Annotated in this window: 7 protein-coding genes; 4 read left to right on the plus strand and 3 right to left on the minus strand. The window is 39.2% G+C overall.

Annotated elements, in window-relative coordinates; translation table 11 throughout:
* Positions 1-29: 29 nt before the first annotated feature.
* The 4 genes from CHB68_RS14060 to CHB68_RS14075 all read left to right on the plus strand — a co-directional run bounded on the left by CHB68_RS14060 (position 30) and on the right by CHB68_RS14075 (position 12,518).
* Positions 30-3,587 carry a VCBS repeat-containing protein gene (locus CHB68_RS14060; RefSeq protein ID WP_089261912.1) on the plus strand — a complete coding sequence of 1,186 codons (3,558 nt, stop codon included), beginning with the start codon at positions 30-32 and terminating at the stop codon, positions 3,585-3,587.
* A 147-nt stretch (positions 3,588-3,734) separates the two neighbouring features.
* A complete protein-coding gene (locus CHB68_RS14065) occupies positions 3,735-7,064 on the plus strand; it encodes a VCBS repeat-containing protein (RefSeq protein WP_089261735.1) in 3,330 nt (1,109 codons plus the stop codon).
* 391 nt (positions 7,065-7,455) lie between these two features.
* Positions 7,456-10,740 (plus strand): SusC/RagA family TonB-linked outer membrane protein, encoded by a 3,285-nt coding sequence (locus CHB68_RS14070; RefSeq protein WP_245838948.1) that lies wholly within the window; start codon positions 7,456-7,458, stop codon positions 10,738-10,740.
* Between the two features lie 23 nt (positions 10,741-10,763).
* Positions 10,764-12,518: a RagB/SusD family nutrient uptake outer membrane protein gene (locus CHB68_RS14075; protein WP_089261916.1), complete on the plus strand. Its 1,755-nt coding sequence runs from the start codon at positions 10,764-10,766 to the stop codon at positions 12,516-12,518.
* A 75-nt stretch (positions 12,519-12,593) separates the two neighbouring features.
* On the opposite strand, the gene CHB68_RS14080 is transcribed toward CHB68_RS14075, so the two are convergent.
* The 3 genes from CHB68_RS14080 to CHB68_RS14090 form a co-directional block, all read right to left on the minus strand.
* Positions 12,594-13,715 carry a multiheme c-type cytochrome gene (locus tag CHB68_RS14080; RefSeq protein WP_179213207.1) on the minus strand — a complete coding sequence of 374 codons (1,122 nt, stop codon included), beginning with the start codon at positions 13,713-13,715 and terminating at the stop codon, positions 12,594-12,596.
* Positions 13,716-13,817: 102 nt separating this feature from the next.
* Complete coding sequence (locus tag CHB68_RS14085) at positions 13,818-14,531, minus strand: carboxylesterase family protein (protein ID WP_089261739.1); 714 nt, start codon at positions 14,529-14,531, stop codon at positions 13,818-13,820.
* A 170-nt stretch (positions 14,532-14,701) separates the two neighbouring features.
* Positions 14,702-23,341: a T9SS type B sorting domain-containing protein gene (locus CHB68_RS14090; RefSeq protein WP_089261741.1), complete on the minus strand. Its 8,640-nt coding sequence runs from the start codon at positions 23,339-23,341 to the stop codon at positions 14,702-14,704.
* Positions 23,342-23,453 lie beyond the last annotated feature (112 nt).

Raw genomic sequence — 23,453 nt, forward strand, 5'->3', positions numbered from 1 at the left:
ATATTTGTATATGCACATTAATAATGAAAATGAATAGATTACCACAACCCCTATTTCTATTATGTAGTTTTTTCCTATACTTGGGATGCAATGATAATAATCCCAAAAAACTTTTTACAGTCCTTGATGCAACTACCACCGGATTAAATTTTTCCAATCCCATTTTTGAGAATGATTCCATAAATATTATTGACAATGAATTTGTATACAACGGTGCCGGTGTAGCCATTGCAGATATAAATGGTGACGGTCTTGATGATATTTTCCTAGCTGGAAATCAGGTAGACAATGCCTTGTTTTTAAATGAAGGAAATTTAAAATTCAGAGATGTAAGCAAGGAATCAAACATTGGTAAGACAGATAGTTTACAATGGTCATCCGGAGTCACAGTTCTTGACATTAATTTAGATGGTCTTCAAGATATCTATGTTTGTAATACTTTCAGAAAAGATAGTACTCAAAGAAAAAACTTATTATTTATAAACCAAGGAAACAACAATAAAAACGTTCCGGTTTTTAAGGAAGAAGCTTCCAAGTATGGATTGGATGATACAACATATTCCTCGCACGCCCAATTTTTTGATTATGATAATGATGGTGATTTAGATGTTTTTATTGGGGTTAACCGTATAGAAGGCATCAACCCAAATCAGTTTAGTCCCTTAACAGATGATGGCACCTCTAAAAGCAAAGATATTTTATATGAAAATGTATTTGTAGATAGCATATCAGAACCAAGGTTCATAGATGTATCGACCAAGGCAGGCATACGCTATCATGGTTACAGTCATAGTACGCTCATACATGATTTTAATGAAGATGGTTGGTTGGACATTTACGTGGCCAATGACTTTTTAAGCAACGACCTAATTTACATCAACAATAAAGATGGATCATTTACCAATAAGGCGGGAGATATATTTAAACACTTTAGCCTTTCATCCATGGGCAGTGATATTACTGATGTGGATAACGATGGGCGCATGGATATATTTACCACAGAAATGCAGCCCTACTATAACAAAAGAAAAAAACTTTTTCAGGGCCCGAGCAGTTATCAAAAAGAAATTTTTACCAAGAAATTTTTATATGAACACCAGTATACCAGGAATACTTTACAGCAAAACCTTGGTGTAAGTCCAGAAACAGGTCTACCCATATTTGGTGAAATTGGCATGTATATGGGCATACAGGAAACAGATTGGAGCTGGGCTCCATTATTTGCTGATTTTGACAACGATAGTTGGAAAGATTTGCTCATCACCAATGGATTCCCAAAAGATGTGACCGATCGTGATTTTGGTGATTTTAGAATCTCGGCAAGTAGATTGGTAAGCAAACAAACCTTGATCGATGCCATACCTGAAATTAAAATTCCAAATTTCATCTTTAAAAATATAGAGGGGAAAATGTTTTATGATGCTACCCAAGATTGGGGACTGGACTTCGGTACATTCTCTAATGGTGCGGCTTATGGAGACCTTGATAATGATGGGGATTTGGATCTTGTCATCAACAATATTAACGACCCGGTCTTACTTTTGGAAAACAATGCTAACGAATTGTTTCCTGAAAAGAATTACCTAAGAATAAAGCTATCCGGGGATAAAAAAAATCCAGAAGCATTTGGTAGTACCATAGTAACTTATTACGGTAATAAGGTACAGCGACAGTCACTTTTAACGGGAAGGGGTTATTTATCTCAGCCAGAGAAAACGTTCCATGTGGGTTTAGGAAAATTCCAAAAAGTGGATAGCCTAAAAATTATTTGGCCAAATGGTGACATTCAGCTTGAAATAAACCCTGCTCTTAATAAACTAAACGAATATACGTACCGTCCTGTCAACAAATTATCACTTCTAAAAAAGAATCCGGTTTTTAAAAAAGCTTCGCAAAACTTGGGCTTAAACCATGTCACTAAGGATGATGACTTTATCGATTTCAACTTTCAAAGAACCATACCGCATAAATTTTCACAATATGGTCCATCTATCGCTGTAGGTGATATTAATGGAGATGGCTTAGACGATATATTCATTGCAGCAAGTAGAGGGCAAGAGGAAACTTGGTTTATACAAACCGCTAATAGCACATTTAAAAAAACTATGGTATCCTATAAAAGTGATGAAAAATTAGAAGATGATTCCGGTTCATTATTATTTGATGCCGATAATGATGGAGACTTAGATCTTTATTTGGCAAGAGGTAGCGCCCAATATCCTGCAGGTCATGAATTATATAAGGATAAATTATTATTGAATGATGGATTTGGAAATTTTACAGAAGCCACCAATTCTATCCCAAATATGTTTTCAAATACAAATTGTGTAAAAGCTGCCGATATTGACAAAGATGGCGACCTAGACCTTTTTGTAGGTAGTAGGGTTTTACCATTTTCTTACCCTTCTGCGGATAGATCGTACATTTTGGAAAATCAATCCAACGGAACTGATATAAAATTTGTAGATGCTACTTCCAAAATTAATGCAGATTTAAAGTTTCCAGGATTGATAAGTGATGCCATATGGTCCGATTTTAACAATGATTTTTGGCCAGATTTAATATTGGTCGGTGAATGGATGCCCATTAGGTTCTTTGAAAATAAAAACGGAACCCTCATAGAACAAAAGGAAAATGCCAATATACAAGATAAACATGGCTGGTGGAACAGTATAGCTGCTGGAGATTTGGATAATGACGGTGATGTAGATTATGTAGTTGGCAATGTTGGCCGTAATTTAAATTTCACAGGAACCAAAGAGCAGCCTGTAAGGCTTTATGCCAAGGATTTGGATAATAATGGTACCATAGACCCCCTTTTATCATTTTATCTCAGGGATAGTCTTGGGACCAAAAAAGAATATCTGTACCACCCCTGGCAAGATGTTACCAAACAATATGTTGGCATTAGAAAAAAATATAATTCATTTGGTGAATTTGGTGCAGCCACTCTAGCAGAAATGTTCAATGATGGGCTATTGCAAGATGCCGTAAAACTTAAACTCAATTACATGGAAACTTCTTTAATAGAAAATATGGGAAGTGGCAAATTTAAGATTCATGCATTACCTATAGCAAGTCAATATGCACCAATTTACGGTATTATGCTACAAGATATTAACGCTAATGGATTCTTGGATGTTATGCTTGTGGGCAATGATTTCGGAATGGAAGTACAACAAGGTATGGCAGATGCTTTCAACGGGCTTTTAATTAAGAATGAAGGTAATTTAAAATTAAGCCCCGTATCTCTTGAAGATTCACATTTTTGGGTACCTGGTGACGCAAAATCATTGGTAAATGTGCACTTACAGGACAATAAGGAATTGGTTATAGCTTCGCAAAATAATGATTCATTGAAAATCCATGAATATAATGACCAAAGAATAGGCTCACCTATCAATTTTAAACATGGTGAAGTAAAGGCACGTATAACGTTTAAAAATGGAAGAAAAAGAATTCAGGAAGTGTATTGGGGCAATAGTTTCAATTCTCAGTTCACACCACGTGTGTTCATGACCGCTAGCGTAAAGGAACTAGACTTTTACGACGTAAACGGGGCAATAACCAGAAATATCATGAATTAAATAGGACACCTTTAAAACAATATATTAACTGAATTTAAATACTACTATTTACTTCACATGTTTATACAGTAAATTATGAAAGTTTACAACCGTGTATTTTAAAATTCAGCGTAAATTAAGGGTGTCATTTAAACCAATCTATACCAAATGCGTTTTCTATCAACCTTTACAATTCTAATTACATTTCTTGTTTTATGTTCATGCACAGAAGATCCCAAGACCTTGTTTGAAACTCTTCCGGCATCTGAAACGGGAATTGAATTCAATAATCTTATCGTTGAGACAGATAGCTTTAATATTCTTACCAGTGAATATATTTTTAACGGTGGCGGTGTAGCCATTGGTGATTTCAACAATGATGACAAACCAGATATTTTCTTCAGCGGAAATCAAGTACCCAACAAATTATACTTGAACCAGGGAAATTTTAAATTCAAGGATGTTTCAAAGGAAGCAGGTATAGAATCTATAAATACTTGGAATACCGGTATTGCACTTGCGGATATCAATAACGATGGGTTTTTGGATATATATGTGTGTTCTGCAATGCTTAACGAAGAAGAGAATAAAAAAAACCTTCTCTTCATTAACCAAGGATTAAATAATAACCAAGTTCCAGTATTCTCAAATAAGGCGGAAGAATACGGTATTGAAGAATCGGGCAACAGTATGGGAGCCACATTTTTTGATTACAATAAGGACGGTCTTTTAGACCTATATGTATTAAACAATGTGGATATACATGTACTTCCTGCAAATTATCGTAAAAAAACAACTGATGGATCTGCCCTTAGTAATGACAGGTTATACAAAAATAATGGTAACGGCACATTTACAGATGTTACCCTAGAAGCAGGTATTACTATAGAAGGTTATGGTTTAGGTTTAGCTATTTCAGATTTGAATTATGATGGTTGGCCGGACATTTATGTCAGTAATGACTACTTGACCAATGATGTTCTTTACATTAACAACCAAGATGGCACGTTTAGTAATAAAATCAAGGAGCAGGTAAAACACCAGAGTAAATTCTCTATGGGCAATGACATCTCGGATTTTAACAATGATGGCTATCTGGACATTCTGACCTTGGACATGCTTGGAGAAACCAATCAAAGACTTAAAACTACATTATCAGGACATAAGTATACAGAATATATTCTTAATGAAAGGTATGACTATGAATATCAGCACACTAGGAATATGCTTCAAAAAGGCAATGGTAGTAATCTTCCTTTTAGTGAAATAGGATTATTGGCAGGAGTATCCAAAACAGATTGGAGCTGGTCTCCCCTATTTGCAGATATGGACAATGATGGCTATAAGGATATTTTGATCACCAATGGTTTTCCCAGGGATATTACCGACCTTGATTTTGGTGATTTTAAGTTTAATGTTAGTAGATATTTAAGTCCTGCACAAATCTTGGATTCTATTCCAAAAATTAAAATACCCAATTATGCCTTTAAAAACAACGGAAATAATACGTTTGAAGATGTGAGTACTACTTGGGGACTTGGGGTTCCATCATTTTCCAACGGGGCTGCATTTGCAGATTTAGACAATGATGGTGACTTGGATTATGTCGTAAACAATATAAATGACAAAGCTTTGCTTTTTAGAAACACCGCAGATAAGCTAGATCAAAAAAAACATAATTTTTTGACCATAAAGCTAACTGCAAACAATGCCCTTACTGTTGGTGCCAAATTGGTTCTAACATTGTCAGACGGCACATTTCAGTACCATGAACACAATACCTATAGGGGCTATATGTCCACAGTAGAAGATATTGTTCATTTTGGTTTGGGTCAAAATAACGAAATACAAAGTGTGGAGGTGTTATGGCCAGATGGCAAATTTCAAAAATTGGACAATATTAAGGCCAATGAAAAAATAGTACTGGAACACGCAAATGCAGCTTTGGTTTCATTGAATGAACTAAAATTTCCCCTAGCCCAAAATCTCCCTGAAACAATTTTCCAGGAAGTCTCAAAATCCATTGGCATACAATTTAAACATGTGGAAACGGATAAGATAGATTTTAATATTCAGCGAACGTTACCGCACAAGCTTACACAAAATGGCCCGCAAATTGCCGTGGCGGATATTAATGGTGATGGCACGGAAGACTTCATTATAGGAAGTTCTTCCGGAACTTCGCCACAATTGTTCACACAGGATACCAACGGTACTTTTAGTCAACGATCTCTATATATCGATGAGGAAGATTTTAAGTTTGAAGAAGAGAGTATAGTATTTTTCGATTTGGAGAACGATGGCGATTTAGATCTATATCTAGTATCTGGCAGTAATGAATTTGCTTTGGGCGACACATCTTATAACGACCAACTTTTACTCAATGATGGTAATGGTAATTTCACTCAATCCAAAAACAAAGCACCTGAAATAAACTCAAGCGGATCGGTAGTCATAGCCAATGATTTTGACAAAGATGGCTTTACAGACCTTTTTATTGGAGGACGAACACCTTATGGCCAATACCCTACCCCAGAAAAAAGTTATTTATTAAAAAACATAAACGGAACCTTAAAAGATGTTACCAATGAACTAGCTCCCCAAATAAATGAACTGGGTATGGTAACGGATGCTATTTGGGCAGATGTGGACATGGATAATTATGATGATCTTATAGTAGTAGGTGAGCTAATGCCCATTTCTATTTTTAAGAATAATGGTAGTGGTTTTCAAAAGCTAGAAAACACGGGAGTTGATAATTTACGTGGTTGGTGGGAAAGTATTTCTAAAGTTGATATGGACAATGATGGAGATCTGGATTTTATAATAGGCAATTTAGGTACCAATAATTTTTACCGCCCAACACTGGAAAGACCTACTACGGTGATCGCCAAGGATTTTGACAATAATGGTACCATAGACCCTGTTGTATTTTCCTATTTTAAAGAAAGCTTTGAAAATCCGGTCCAAAAATCTTTTCCTGTACATTTTTGGGCGGACTTAAATGGGCAAAGTCCTATGTTCCGCGCAAAATTCAATTCGTTTAAATCATATTCCAAAGCAACAATCAAAAATCTTTTCAATGAAAGTGAAATAAAAGGCGCAACTACATTGACCGCAAATTTTGATAAAAGTATTTTTCTTGAGAATCTTGGCAATGGAACTTTTAGTCATTCCGAATTACCTATAGAAGCTCAATTTGCCCCAATCAACGACATAGCTATCCTAGATTATAATAATGACTCATTAAAAGATATCCTTTTGGTTGGAAACAATTTTGGAAATGAGGTATTTATAGGTAGAAATGATGCATTTAACGGTTTGCTTATAAAGAATGAAGGAAACGGTAAATTAACCACCATACCAACTCCGGAAAGTGGGTTTTTAGTACCTGGAGATTCAAAAAGCATGGCTATCGTTAACAGCAATAAAGAAAAATTCCCATATTATATAGTTACCCAAAACAGGGATTCCCTAAAGGTATTTCAGAAAAATTAATACGTTTACGACACCTTAAAATATCGGTTGGTAAAACAAGAAAGTTTACCAACCGATAATATTTTGGTTAAATACTGCCATAAGTGGATTCTCTAATTGAGATTTAGAATAATATCACATTCCCGTTAATTAAATTATCGTTATTTATTTAGCATTTTAGTAACCAATAGATGTAATCTTCCCCATTTATCACTGTAGGATTTTACGACCAACAACATCTCATAGACGATAAACGCCATTCCTAAATAGCTTAATGCAATATTTTAAAATATAACGTAAATTATTGGTTATTTCATAAAATATTAACTAATATTATGATAATTTAATATAATTTTTAACCTTGATTAAGAATTATTAATAAATCAACAATTTAACTAAACAACAACTTATTATGAACAAAAAACCAGATTTTAAATCGGTAAAATCCAGAGAAAGCTTATCATTTCTTGGCAAAGGATTTTTACTGATTGTAGCATGCATTTGCACCCATAGTATGGTTGCAAATGAAAAACTGAATGTTATGGCAGGTATTGAATCGCCGGTACCCCAGTCAGTAGTCACCGGTACTGTATCCGATGAAATGGGGCCGTTACCCGGCGCCAGTGTTCTTGTCAAAGGAACTACAAATGGTACTCAAACAGATTTTGATGGTAATTTCACCATTGAAGCCCCTAATGATGCAATTTTGGTCATCAGCTACATAGGGTATAAGACAATGGAGGTTGCCGTTGACAGTCAAACGACCATAAATGTAACCCTTCTGGAAGATGCCAGTAAATTGGATGAAGTAGTCGTTACGGGATATGGCACTCAGGCCAAAAAAGACTTGACCGGTGCAGTATCCGTTGTGGATACTGATGAGCTTTTAGCTACACCTGCCACCACTTTTGCCCAACAACTTCAAGGTAGGGCTGCCGGTGTCAGTATCGTTAACGATGCAAGACCAGGTGGGGAAGCCACCGTACGTATTAGAGGTTTTGGTACAGTTGGCAACAATGACCCATTATATGTAATTGATGGGGTCCCAACCCAGGCCCAAGCCAATTTGAACCCTAATGATATAGAATCCTTACAAATATTAAAAGATGCTTCTGCAGCATCCATTTATGGATCCAGGGCCGCAAACGGTGTAATTATCATTACGACCAAGAAAGGAAAAATGGGAAAACCTACTATTTCCTATGATACCTATTACGGAATGCAAACTGCGGACAATGACGTGGAGGCGTTGAACGCCAGGGAGCTGGGACAATATTTATATTTGGCAGATTTGTATGCCGGTAAAACCCCAGGTCATGGTCAATATACGTTTGGGCCCAATGGTGAGGTTACCATACCGGATTATGTATTTCCTAGTGGAGCCAATGAAGGCGATGCTGGAACTGACCCAAATCTCTATGCATTGGAAGAAGGTAACATCTACGCCATTACCAGATCGGCAGATACGGATTGGTGGAAAGAAGTAACTAGGTCCGCTCCTATTCAAAGCCATAACATCTCTGCTTCCGGTGCTACGGACAAAGCCCGTTACGCATTTTCACTTGGTTATTTTACGGCAGATTACATTACTAAATTCAGTAGTTACGATAGAATTTCCTTAAGGGCAAATACAGAATTCAAGGCCATAGGCGACAAACTGACCATTGGTGAGAATTTTACGGCCTCTTTTGATAATACTAAAGGACAATATCAAAATGATGAAGAACAAAACGCCGTATCCGCAGGATATAAACATCATCCCCTATTGCCTATCTATGATATAGCAGGAAACTTTGCAGGAAGTAGAGGTGCCAACTTGGGTAACAATTTCAACCCGTATGCTTCATTAAAGAGAAATGAGGACGATCGCGTGTATAGATTAAGACTGTTGGGTAATGTTTTTGCTAATTACGAGCTTACAAAAAACTTAGCCATAAGATCAAGTTTTGGTGTTGACGTGCGTGCCCAAAGAGAAAGGGACTTAGGTAGGCCACAACCGGAATATGTTGAAGGTAATTTTATCAATAGTTCAGAATCAAGGGAACAATATGAATACCAATGGACATGGACCAATACCCTAAGTTATACCAAGACATTTAACGAAGTTCACAATTTTCAGGCATATGTAGGTATAGAATCCATTCAACAATTTGAAGAGCGTTTTGGAGCAAGAAGGGAACGTTTTGCCTTTGAGACCCCTAATATTCTTAGCTATTTAAACCTTGGTAATGCTACCACCTCAACTAATTATGGCTTCGTTGAGCAAGATTACTCCTTGTGGTCTCAATTTGGAAAGCTAAACTATGATTATCAAGGAAGGTATTTAGCCCAATTCATTTTAAGAAATGATTCATCCTCAAGGTTCCAATCTGCTTCAAGAAGTGCGGTATTCCCGGCATTTAGTTTAGGATGGAGGGTTTCTGATGAAACCTTTATGAGCAATATAGAATGGATCAATGATTTAAAGGTCAGATATGGCTGGGGCCAAACAGGTAACCAACAGATTGGGGACTATAATGCATTTACCACCTTCCGTTCTGATATTGGAACCGGCGGTTATCCAATTGATGGTAGCACAGGTTCACCAACCATAGGCTTTTCCACCCGCGCATTTGGTAATCCAAACGCAAAATGGGAAACTACTACGTCCAATAACTTTGGGTTGGATTTATTAATGTTCAACAGTAAAGTAAACTTCAATTTAGATATCTGGAATCGTGTTACAACAGATATGCTGTTCCAAGTTCCTGTGACCTACACGGCCGGTCAAGCAGATGAACCTAGGTTCAACGTGGGCGGTGTCACTAATAAAGGTGTTGACTTTACCTTAGGGTTTAATGATACCAAAGGTGATTTTGGCTACGGCATAAGTGCTAACGTTTCTCAATACACCAATAATGTAGACCAATTAAGCGAAAGTGCGGATACTAGGTTTTTTGGTAGTTCAAGAAGGGTTCCGGCATTAACCGTAACCCAAGCAGGATCTCCGTTATCATCTTTCTATGGTTTTAAAACCGTTGGCATATTTCAATCGCAGGCAGAAGCGGATGCATGGCCAGAGTATGGAGATTACAACGCTCCTGGTAAGCTAAAGGTTGCGGATATCAATAATGACGGGGTCATAAACGATGATGATCGTACCGTTATAGGCAACCCCCATCCAGATTTTACGTATGGTATCAATTTGGACTTTACCTACAAGAACTTAGCATTGAATATTTTCGGAAACGGGTCACAGGGTAATGATATCTATAATTACGTACGCTATTTCGCAGATTTTAACACCTTTCAGGGAAATAGGTCAAGGAGGGCGCTATATGATGCTTGGCAACCCACAAATCCCACTGCCGATCCAAGTACATGGGTAGCCGCCAATCCTAACGCTACCGTTCCTATAATGGATGCCAACGACCAGATAAGTAGTAGACCATCATCCTATTTCATAGAAGATGGTAGTTTCTTTAGAATTAAGAACGTTCAATTAACGTATAGTTTTACTGAAAATCTGCTGTCCTCCATTGGTGGAATTTCAAGGGCATCTATTTATATACAGGGACAAAATTTAGCCACATTTACAAAATATACTGGCTTAAATCCTGAAATACAGACGGGTAACAATACCAACCTTGGGTATGACGGTGGTTTCTTACCGGTATCAAGAACCTTTTTAATGGGCCTTAACATTACCTTAAACTAATTGAAATGCATAAAATATATATCATGAAAAAGAGGAACATATTAATCACGGCTTGTGTCACCGCCCTGGTGTTTATAACAGGATGTAGTGATGAATTTTTAAATAGAGAACCCGAGGGCAGTTTCAGCGAAAGTGATGTTGCAACTGCAGATGGGGTTGAAGGACTTTTAATTGGCGCATATACCATGGTACCGGGAGGTGGACTAGAAGGCCAAACTTGGCACAATGACATTCATAGTTGGGTATTTAATATTGCCTCAGATGATGCCCTAAAAGGTACTGATGCCGGTGACCAACCAGAACAATCGTTCATAGAAGGATATGACTTTCAATCCTTTAATATTCATATAAGGGATAAATGGAGAGGACTTTATAAGGGTGTAGCCGCCACTAATATTGTTCTTACCACGCTAGCGGAAGTAGAGGATATTAGTGATGAAAGAAGAGCCCAAATAGTGGCAGAAGCAAGATTCTTAAGAGGATTGTTCCATATGGAGGCGCGAAAAATGTGGAGAATGCCAACTTATATAAGTGATGAAAATTTCGCCTTAAACGATCTTGAAAGCACGAAAATTCCGAACGACAGGGAAATTTGGCCATTGATCGAAGCGGATTTTGAGGCTGCGGCAGCAGTGTTGCCCGCTACGCAAGGAGATGTAGGAAGACCAACTAGTTGGGCCGCAAAAGCGTTTTTGGGCAAAGCCAAGATATATCAAGGGTTTGACGAGAACGGCACGGCCAACCTGACCAAGATGGGCGAAGCAAAAGTAATTTTCGATGATATTATCGAAAATGGTCCTTTTACTTTAATGGATAAGTTTGAGGATAACTTTAAAGTTGCCACACGTAATAATACCGAATCTATCTTTGAGGTACAATACGCAATTAGCAGTGCATCTGGAGATGCAGCCAATAGAGGTATTGGCCTGGCACACCCGTATACCGATCCTTGGGGTTGCTGTGGTTTTTACCAAGCGTCTCAAAACTTGGTGAACGCATATAAAACCGAGGAGGGATTACCACTATTGGACACGTTCAACGAAACCAACGTATCCGCAGATGTGGATGAAACCACAACATTGTCGACCTATACAGGTACATTGGATCCCCGTTTGGACCATACGGTAGGAAGACCGGGTATTTTATATAAGGGCTTTAAAATTTACCAAACAGATTTTGTCAGGGACCTTTCGTATGCCGGACCATTTTTCTCCATGAAGCATGTTGCGGAACCTGAAGCTTTTGGTCAAGGAGGATGGGGAAATCTTTCTGCCAACAATTATAGGATCATGAGGCTAGATATGATATATCTATGGCTTGCTGAAGCAGAGGTTGAATTAGGTGATTTGGAAAGGGCTCGTACCTTGGTCAATGAAATAAGAAGTAGGGCGGCTAATCCTGAAGGATTTGTACCCCTTGCCACCCAAGGTACGGACCGAAACGATTTTACCATTGAAGCCGGTACACCTGCTGCCAATTATGAAATTGCAACCTATGATGAAGTTTGGACAGACCCCGTCTTGGCAAGAAAAGCGGTTAGATTTGAAACACGATTGGAATTTGCCTTGGAAGGTCACCGATTTTTTGACCTACAGCGTTGGGGAATTGCAGCAGATGTATTAAATGCATACATAGCAAGCGAATCTGAGTTGAGGACGTATTTATCGGGAAAATCCTTTACAAAAGGAAAACATGAATATTTTCCTATACCCATAGAAGCCATAGATCGCTCTGCAGTGGATGGGCAACCAACCATAACCCAAGACCCTAATTATTAAAATTTAAGTTTTATCATTTGTTCGTTCAAGAGAGGTTGAAATTTATGTTCAACCTCTCTTTTCGTTTAAAGGTTTTCAGTCATATATCCCTATTAAATGGGTACGTATGTAAACCGGTATTTCATCTTCCTGACCCTCAACGCTTAGTTTCATAACTTTGGATGGAGATAATGGCATATGGCAAGAAATACAATTTTGGTCTACTGTATGTTTAACATCCAAATTATCAGTATTGATACTATTAACATTATGGCAGGTTAGACATTTATTGTTGAAATGGTCAGCATTGCCACGCTCGGCTTTATGTGGGTCATGACATGTCATACAATCCATTTTAGGAGTATTTACAAAACATGCACTTTTACTCAAAAGTCCCATTTGATTTCCATGTACATCCAGTTCCAATGGAAGGTTATAACTTCTAAAGTTTTTAGAATATAATGATAGTGTGTCCCCAGCTAAAAAAGAGAAAGGGTTACCTTTTATTTGTTGAGCCTGAAGTCCGGAATGGCATACCGCACAGGCATCTAAACGTTGTTGCCTAGAATACGTACTATAGTCATCAACATAAGCAGCAGATTTTGAATTGGGCGTATTTCGATGGTATACCACATGTTTTTCCAAAGGACCATGGCATCTTTGACAATCTATACCTAACAGCAACTTTTCACGATCATAAGTATTACTATTACCCTTTGGGTTGGTATTCTTTGCAAAGGTTACATGGCATTTTAAACACGTATCATCAACTTCTCTACGCACGGCGTATTCCGGAAAGCTTGGACTATTGACCCACGAACCTGTAGGCTGAAAATAGGATGGCTGTAATTGATAAAGTTCATTACCGTTCCAAGTTAGATAACTCTGCCCTTTTACACCGGAACCAATGTCCAAATCTAATTTTGACCTTACTTCCAAGGTGTCTCCAAACTTTGCTTTTGCATATTGATAGAGATGATTGTTTAACTCGGTCATTTTAAAACGAACACCGGTAAGGTTCAGTTCATTGTAACCCTCGGTAAAGCTTCCTTTTACATGTTCGTTATCCGCAATAGCTGAAGTGTTGTAATGAGCGGTTTCCAAATGAGATTTGTAAATATCCGGATGACATTCCATACATGTTTCAGAACCAACAAAATTAGCCCCGTTATAATGTGTAGCCACTATTTCAGGCTCAAGATAATCCGAAATCTTCATAGAGTTCCTTATGGACCAAATCCCATAAGCCAGCAGCAGGAGCAGAATTAAAATTAAAGTGTATTTAATATTCCGTCTGCTATCCATGCCCTATACCTCTAACTAGTTTAATTCCTGATTCATAAACCAGTCGTACAATGCATCGGTCTCATAAGCCTTTATCCATGCACTATGCCCAACATTTGGATATTTGGTAAATAGGACATCATACCCCATTTCCTTAAGTCGATCCACCATAGTTTCAGATTCTTCAATTGGGATAGACTTATCCTTTTCTCCATGAAACACCCAAATTGGCATTTTTTTATTGATCCAAGATGCATAGGGCACCGGCGTCATACCACAAACAACGGCCATTGCGGCAAAGGTTTCAGGGTACTGAACCGCAAGTTCCCACGCAGCACCTCCGCCTCTACTAAGGCCCGTTAAGTAGATACGTTTTTTATCTATTCTATTGGTCGCCACTATAGAGTCCAACAATTGTTTCACGGCCCTAGTGTTCCACCATTTTTTTTCATTGGGGTTTTGAGGGGCCAAAATCAAAAAAGGAAATTTCTTCCCTTGGGCAATAAGTTTTGGAGGTCCATTTCGTTTAACGGTCACCAGGCTATCGCCAGATTCGCCTCCACCGTGCAAAAAAAGCAAAATAGGAAAATCCTTTTCTGGCTCGGTTTCGTAATTTTCCGGATAGTATAGGTAATAGGCAAGATGCTCCCTTACATTGGTCTCCATGGCATCATCGATTAAGATTGCTCTTTCTTGGGAAGCACAATTTTGAAATAGCACAAGTAGAATTACATATAAAATATACTTCATTGATGACAGTGAATTAGTCTATCAAATGTACCAAAAAAGGATGGGTTACAGTTTAAAATAATAATACGCTAAAGGAATTATAATCCTACCGGTGAAAGCCCATATAACCTGTTTGTATAAAAAAAGAGCTAAAATGTTTTAGCTCTTTTTTTACTTTAAAGTGTATTTACCTATCTATATAAGGTAAAATGGCCAACATATCTTATTTCTGCGGTATTGGCATTGACAACATACCAATAATCTCCAGTAGGCACTTCTTTACCTTCGTAGGTTCCGTCCCAACCACTTACCTCGTCCAGAACTGCTACAACCCTACCGTAACGGTCATATATTTTAACGACAACCCCATCAAACAGGTCTCTATTGTTAGGAGACCAAATATCGTTCAGGTTATCTCCATCTGGTGAAAAGAAATTTGGAAACTCCAACATTCCCGTAAACTCAAATGGCACATCTAATTGCAGCTCACATCCCATTTGGTCCACTACCCTAACATTTACCATTCCGCTTTCATTTGTCGTATACGTAGTTTCCGTACCATAAGACCTACTATTAAAGAAAAATTCGTAGTTACCAAAACCACCTGTGGCCACGGCCACAATTTCATTTGGACCAGTTTTATCAACGGAAAGACTTAAGGGCTCATAACTATCTATAGAAAATTCCACACTATTTGTACACCCATTCTCATGATAGATATAGACTGTATGGTCCCCAGGTGGCAAATCTCCCCAAATATATTCCTCCGTTGCATTGGCACTAATAGGGTCTGTAGGATCTATGGGGTCTAAAGCGAACATTAATTGTGATGCCTGAACATCTCCGCCCCAGTTGATCGTAGTGGTATTTGTTGGAAATATACCATCACAACCGTATTGAACTTGTGGTTCGGCAGAAAGGTCAACCCCAATATTTACGGTAAAAACTTCCATGGTTCCACAGAGATTTACATCCTGAACATAGATTGCATAAGAAGCCCCTCCTTGTAAGTTTTCTATACGATCGCCTAAATAGGGTTGAAAAGTTGCCGTTCCTGTTTCATCAACTGGATCGATCATTTCAATTTTATATTCATAGTATGGGGTATTACTGACCAATACGTCCGTGAAAGGGGTACCACCAATAATGTTAAAGGACATTGAGCCATCATTGGCACCTATACATAGTTCTGCCATGGTCTCTATATCCACTATCTGTATTTGATCGGGAGCCTCAATGGTAATGACATCTTTTTCAAAACAACCATTTTCGTCCTGTATCAAAATTTCATAAGATCCGGCTTCAAGTTCATCAAACGTATAACTGCCAGGATTTTCAGCATCGCTAAAGAATTCATTAAAATTAGGTGCGATCGCAAATTGTATTAAACCAACACCTCCTTCACTAACGGTTATAGTTATAGAACCGTCCTCCTCACCGCTACAGGTGACATTGGTAGCAACGGCATCAAAAACAATAGGTTCCGGTCTAACAATCTCAAATGGTCCCGCTATATCCATACAAGTGGATCCACTCGTTACCGCTATATAATAATTTGTTCCTTCCGGAAGGCCTTCAAAAGTTCCATTGTCCTGAGGTCCCCTAACCATAGTAGCGGTTGCAACAGGGTTAAAAGCATCAATTGGATCACCTTCAAAAAGGTAAAACAGGTCTTCGCCCACACCACCATTAACAAAGGATTCTATACGGCCATCCAACTCAGAGGCACAGGAAATATCATCAGGTAAATTGGGCAATAACGTAATTCCGGTAGCATTGGTCATAGTAATACCGTTACTCCTAATTGAAGGACAAGCACCGGCGGAATTTACCTTTCTCACATCAAATTGATAAGTAATTCCTTCTACTCCGGATATTAATATTGAAGTACCGTTCATAGGTTCGTAACCACCTATTGCCACATTGTTCTCTACCCTTAAATACTCATAAGAAAAAGAAGGATCGGGATTTTCAACGGTCAACCTCATTTCGCCGTCACCACCACAACCTGGTACTCTGGTCTGCACCAAAAGGGGTTGGATCGGCGGAGGTGGGTCAACATAATAGGCATCGGTAACAAAAGAACATCCAAAACTGGAAGAAACCTCAATTGCATACCAACCAGCACTAATGTAACCTCCACTATCACCAATAAAGGTAGGTGTATTCTGTAATCCACTTTGGGAAACGATATCCGTATTATCATTACTATTAAGGTAAAGCAAAGTGTAATTATATCCTGCACCGGCAAAACCACCACTTGCACCGGCAATTGCCGTAGCACTATCGCCAGAGGTAATATCAAAAGCCTCCAGTACCGCATTGTTCCCATTAGGGCAGTCAAGGCCTTGGGGCTCTCTAATACCTGCTACAATTTGTGGAACTTCATCCAATTCAATTTCAAAAGTGTCCGTACACAGTTCAGAATCACGTATTTCCACTTGATAAAAACCATAAGATAATCCCGTAAAGTTATTGACGTTAGAAAATGCCGCTATTTCCGTGGTATATGTTGCCCCACCATCTGCGCTCATTAACAAACGGTATTCATAAGGAACGTTGTCCCATCCTCCGGTACCTGTGGCTTCTATTTCACCTGTATCGTTCGTACAACTAACATTACCAATTGCAACTGCATTAACCGTTAACGGTCCGTTAGGGGTTCTAATATTAGCTACGTTACTGGTTGCCGAACAGAATGGCATACCTACGGATACTATATCCACAATCAGGTTTCCACCGGGTAAATTCTCTATTCTTGCTTCATCACCATTACCATCCGGATAATTGGCCGTATTGAACGTTCCCGTAGCCAATGGAGTTGTTCTTGAAATGTCATCCGCCTCATAGACGGTATAATCAAATATACCGGAATAATCACTGACCGTAATGAACAATGCGCCATCATTTCCTGGGTTAGCACAACTTACGGGTTTAGCCTCGCTTATGACGACCCTTGGTTGCAGAGGTTCAATAACCGTATGAACCGGCATAGGATACGTACAGCCAACCGTATTATCAACAACTTCAAAAAGATAATCGCCGGCAGCAGGCAATAAGACATCTACATAGTCATTTCCTGTTGTATTATTTACAGGAGTAACGCTTGCGACCGAAATTGTATTCACCGTAAAATCCGTAGTACCCAAAACTTGGATACGTACCACTTCATCATCCCTACAATTTAGAGGTTCCACATTAATTATAGATGGAACCACATCCGTAGGCGGGTAGATTCTAGGCACATCAAAAGTAGTTTGACATCCATTACCATCTATTGCATAAACGGTTATGTCCTGTGGATAACCATTATCCACAATTTCAAACGTATTGCCAGATTGATAGTTGGAGAACCCGGTGATACTATACTGATACCCAGATCCAACAGTGCCCGGATCTAAAACATTTATTGAAATAATGGTTGAGCTATAACGGTTTGCACCCGGTTCACAAGCAAAATCCGGAGCCGAAGCTTCTATTGAAAATACCGCAGGTTCGCTAATTGTTACCTCTACAAGGTCCGTACATCCCAGATCTGTTACAACCTCAGCAACATAATCCCCTGCACTTAAACCTGTAAATGAACCAGACAGGTTAGTAGTCGTTGGCGTTGCCGAACTGGGTAATGGTAAGGTACCTGTGTATAAATTATATGCGGCAATCCCATCCACATCTGATCCACCGGCCAATATTATGTTGATACTACCGTCATCCGCCCCGTTACAACTTATATTGTTTGCCCCGTCAGCTATAATACTAGGAGCCGTAGGTATGGTACTTATAATATCATATACGGTAAACGGACAATAAATGGTACCGTCATTTACAAGATCATCCACCAGCACAACTTGGTATTCCCCTGCCGGTATTCCTGTAAATACTCCTGTAGCATTATCAGCGATATAATTTCCTAAGCTATCCTGTAATTCAAAATTAAAATTACCGCTACCACCATTGGCATAAACCGTAATTTCCCCATCAGAATCCGTACAATTTGGTGGTCTGGAGAATTCACCTGTTGCGGATAATACCTGATACACTTCAGGATCGGCAGCACCAACACAGCCGTTTGCATCCATAACATCTACATGGTACACCCCTACACTGTTTACGGTAAAGGTTGTGGTCCAAGGATCGGTATCATTGGCCCTGGTACCTAATTGACTTACACCGCCCAAGGTAAAGGTTGGCGTATTAATATAGGCCGGTAAGGATAGATCAATGGTAAAGCTAGCCGCAGTTACATCACATTGGTTACTTACCAAAAAAGTGGGCGCCGGCAATGGTGGGTCTTCCGTAATTATTGCCGCTGAAATCCTATAGGAGCAATTTCTGGAATCCCTCACCCAAATATCATATTCAATTCCCGCTCCGGGAGCACCAGGCAACGTAACGGTAGAGGCATCCGTAAAATCGTCAGACGGATCACCGGGAGTAAGTGTTCCATTTTCATCTACAGGGGTACCTGCAGGCACGTAAGCATATTCATAAGGACTACCGGTAGCAAAAGGTGCACCACCACTACCCCTTACGGTAAGTTGGCCTTCCGCATTACAGTTAGAGTTTATATTTTCCAAAATATCCACCCTTGGAGCATTCAAAAGAGCTTCTGCCTGTGCACCATCTGAACATTGTGTACCATTATCAAAAACCAAGATACTATAAGCACCTTCTGGAACTTGGTATGTGAAATTTGTTTCTGATCTTGTTTCGGCAATAAACAGGTCTCCTGTCTCTGTATTTCGTATTTCAATATCCAATAACCCCGTAGTACCTGTAACAGAATAGGTCAATCCTACTTCATTTCCAGGAATACAGGTAGCATTATCAATAGCAAGGTTTACGTCTACGGTAGAAGGTCCTTGCGGCACCCCAATAATTTCTTGGTACATACAACCCGAGAACGTATCTACTACCTCAACCGTAAATACCTCCCCAAATTGAATATTTGGAAAACAATACCTTCTTATTTCACTTGGAGGTGTACCTCCCAATGAAATATACGGCGGATTAGTACCATCTAAAATACGGATATCAAATGGTCCAGTACCACCAACAATATCTACGCAATAGGGAAATCCGCCCGGTGTACATGTTGGCGGCAATAACGTATTATCCGGTTGAATCTGTACCGTTGCATTACCAATTGTAACCGTATCCACATCCCTACAACCTCTAGAGTCCAAAGTAACCAATTGATAGTTTCCTTGTACAATATCTGGATGGGTGATGTTTAAAGGGTAAATTGTTGAACCATCCGTTTCCACTCTAGTAATTTCATTTCCAAAAAGGTCTTCAACGATATACACAAATTCTGGCACACCTCCACTTACGGTAGTTATTTCAATACCTCCGGAAACCACATTACCAATACAGGTAGCATCAATTGGCGCAACCGTTGCATTTGGTGCCACTGTACCATCTGCAGCTACCGTTACTGTTACAACACCAGGTATTAAACAACCTCTACCATCCTTGACCACGTACTCATAATCACCGATCGGTAACCCAGAATATGTAGTTTGAGAAGAATATTGGTATGCACCGTCATCTGCCACGGAATAACTTAAACTACCGGCAGGTCCAAATTTAATTTCATACGGTGGTATACCTACCGTAGGATCTGGCGTAATATCTATAAAACCACTGTTGGCATCGCCACAACTGGGACCAACAACTCTATGCGTAGCGGTAATGGTAGATGGAGCTTCAAAAATGATAGGTTCGCTTATATCCGTACAACCATTATTGTCCTCTACAGAAACGGTATATGTACCATGTTCCAGGGAACCAATTGCAAAATCAAATGAATTTGATGGCAATTGAAGACCTGTTGCGGACGCTACCGGAGACCCATCCTTGAAAATGGTATATGAGGTATTGGTCAAATCGGATATATTACCACCATTAACAGTAATACCCATGGTACCGCTACCGGCACATGGTATTTCATCAACAACGGATAATTGAACATTGATCTGTGGTGGTATTGTTATATTAACAGAACTTCGACAATTGTTATCATCCTGCACTTCAATAGTATAAGTTCCCGGAAACAAATTGTTGAACGTAGGTGATGCGGTAAAGCCCCCGTTATTTATTCTATAAACATGTCCTGTTCCCCCACCTGAACTTGTAACGGTTACAGACGGAGTATTGGTTGGCGAATAACACAGGTCTGCAGCTGCAATACTAATACTTGGTGCAGTCCTAGCCTCAAGGTCAAAGGTAAAGGTGGTACTACAACCTTCACTATCAATAGCCGTTAATGTATATACATCGGATGGATCTAGCGCATCCGTAGTTTCTGTCAGATTACCGAATATGTTACCTGATACGACTCCAGTATTATAACCGGAAGGATATTCAAGTGCATATTTATATCCTCCCCATCCTCCAGTGGTTATTGCTTCTACCCTACCAATATTATTATTATCACAACTCATTGGTGTTACTACACTTGAGGTCAAGTCCAAGGTGGTCGCTTCCTCAATATCAAAAGAAGCGGTATCCGTACACCCTGTATCCGAGTCCGTTATAGTAATGGTATATGTACCTGCACCGGATAATGGCAAGATAACTTCAGCGTCATTTTGGGGCCCACCGGTATAAAGTCCACCATTTATATCATAGGTATATGTATTTGAAAAACCATCAACGATAAAAGTACCGGAACCATCTGCAGCACCGCTACATACCCTTAAATCTCCTCCAGATTTTACGCGCACTCTAATAGAGCTGGTAACTATAGGCCTAAAACCTTCCGTATAGGTACATCCGTTTACATCAGTGATTTGAAAAATATAAGCTTGTGAAGTCAGTAGACCAATAAAAGTATCATTGTTACCATTATCAACGTAAGATGGGCTAATAATTTCATACCTATTGATGGCCGCATTGCTGGTTGGCGTCAATTGTACATCAGATGTCCCGGCGGAACAACTCACGTTAGATTGTACAAAAGCCAAATCCGTAGGTGGATCAATATCCAAAATTTCAATTGACGTCAATTCCAATCGGCAACCACCGGCATCACGGATTATAGGTGTGTACGTACCCGGAGACAAATCAGAATAAGAGGTAATACTCGAAAAATGCACACCATCTATACTAAATTCATAACCGCTACCAGAACCACCTGAAAATGGTCCCACAAAATCTATTTGTCCACCTACGGTACCACTACTGGTACAGGTAACATCAGAAACTTTATTGGCCGATCCCGTTAAAGAGCCTACCGTATTAACGGTAATGGAAGGCATTGCCAAGGTACACTCAAAGTCGCCTTGTTGATAACGAACTTCTATATCATTATATGTACCTGCAGCAACAGATATCTGGGGAGTGCTCACCCAAGGGGCAGAGGCACTTTCACGAAAAGAGATATTATACCCCCGTCCATTGTTTATGGTAAAATCCAATTTAGCACCACCATTACTACAGCTACCATCAATACCGGCCACAGTTACATCTGGTGGAGACAGTGTTTCAACATCTGATGAAGCACTAATGGTACAACCATTACTATCCGTAATAATAAAATCATAGGTACCAGCGGAAGTTACGGTAAAGATCGTACTTCCCGTATCCGTAGAAGCATTACCAAAAGCAGGTTGTACCGCACCATTGTTCACCGTAAATGTATAAGGCGCAGAACCGCCATTTGTATTTAAAATAATATCCACACTTGAAATATCCGAACAGCCAAAACTGCTATTGACCTCTGTAGAGGCGTCCAAGGCAGAGGCACCCGCACCAATGGTCAACGTATTTCCATTAACATCTAAATGCTGCCTTGGAGGATTGATTCCGTTACCCGGATCACCCGTACATTGATAGGTTTCCACTTGTACGATATAAGAACCAAAACCTACCGCAGAGAACGTATAGGAACTGTCTGGCATAAATGCGGTAAATTCCTGACGTACACCGTTGGAATTCAGCAAAGTATATTTGTAAGGCCCTGGCACTCCTGAAGCATTTACGGTGATGCTACCGGTGTCGCCATTACATAGCGCATCTTGGAAAGTTGCGGTAATATCAATATTTCTTTCTTCAATAATTATAGGCTCATAAGGATATTCACAGGTATTCGCCGTATTTTTTAATCGAGCTTTAACATTATAGGTACCCGCTGCCAAATTAGGGAATATAGGTCCTTGCCAAGCCCCAAAACCACTGCCATCGTTAATACTGAATTCATAAGCACTGGACAAGTTGGTAATTTGGATCCTACCATCTACTCCACAGATGAAGTCTTGCTTTTCATAAGTTTGGTTTATGGTACTTTTCTTAACTTTAAAATAATAGATTTGACCATTGGCTACAACACGATATTCCGCACCTTGTGTAGAAGGCACGGAACTGGCGTCCAAGGTAAAGGTCTGTTGATCGGCAACTTCCGTGTAACATGCACCGGTATTTGGACATTCCGTATTAATATCCGGACTACACGACCCACCCAATACTTGCCATGAGACATTACTGTAAGGCCCACCGGAAAGACTTATGATACGGTCATCATAGTCACCGCAAAGATTAAAGCGTGCGACCGTAAAACCGTTGTCGTCACAATTTTCAAGATTATCCGCCCCTTGAATGATTGTTGCAAACATTGCCGTTGAAGTTGCTTTGGCAACAAGTTGCGCATTCTTTTTCTTGGTTTGTTGGGGTTGTTTTTTTTCTGTGGTAGAAACAGCCTTATCAAAAGCTAAAGACACTTCCTCAAAAAGGGTACTTACCTTAGAGTTGGCTATTGCAGTTGTACCAGCTACGGATATCAATATCAGTAATAGTACAACCAACGTATACCGTTGTTGTTTTGGGAGCATAGGTTAAGTGAAATTTTAAGAACAATGCGATTTGGGATCTTTACCGTTCTTTGTTGTAATTTTTTATACTTATATTTTATCTTTAAATAATGATTAGTCCTTTAATATATTT

It is taken from the genome of Maribacter sedimenticola, from assembly GCF_900188415.1.
GTDB lineage: Bacteria > Bacteroidota > Bacteroidia > Flavobacteriales > Flavobacteriaceae > Maribacter > Maribacter sedimenticola.

What these genes read in the sequence shown, in the direction of transcription:
- CHB68_RS14060 (WP_089261912.1), top strand. Translation starts at nt 30, where the DNA reads ATGAATAGATTACCACAACCCCTATTTCTATTATGTAGTTTTTTCCTA.
- CHB68_RS14065 (WP_089261735.1), top strand. Translation starts at nt 3,735, where the DNA reads ATGCGTTTTCTATCAACCTTTACAATTCTAATTACATTTCTTGTTTTA.
- CHB68_RS14070 (WP_245838948.1), top strand. Translation starts at nt 7,456, where the DNA reads ATGAACAAAAAACCAGATTTTAAATCGGTAAAATCCAGAGAAAGCTTA.
- CHB68_RS14075 (WP_089261916.1), top strand. Translation starts at nt 10,764, where the DNA reads ATGAAAAAGAGGAACATATTAATCACGGCTTGTGTCACCGCCCTGGTG.
- CHB68_RS14080 (WP_179213207.1), bottom strand. Translation starts at nt 13,715, where the DNA reads ATGAAGATTTCGGATTATCTTGAGCCTGAAATAGTGGCTACACATTAT.
- CHB68_RS14085 (WP_089261739.1), bottom strand. Translation starts at nt 14,531, where the DNA reads ATGAAGTATATTTTATATGTAATTCTACTTGTGCTATTTCAAAATTGT.
- CHB68_RS14090 (WP_089261741.1), bottom strand. Translation starts at nt 23,341, where the DNA reads ATGCTCCCAAAACAACAACGGTATACGTTGGTTGTACTATTACTGATA.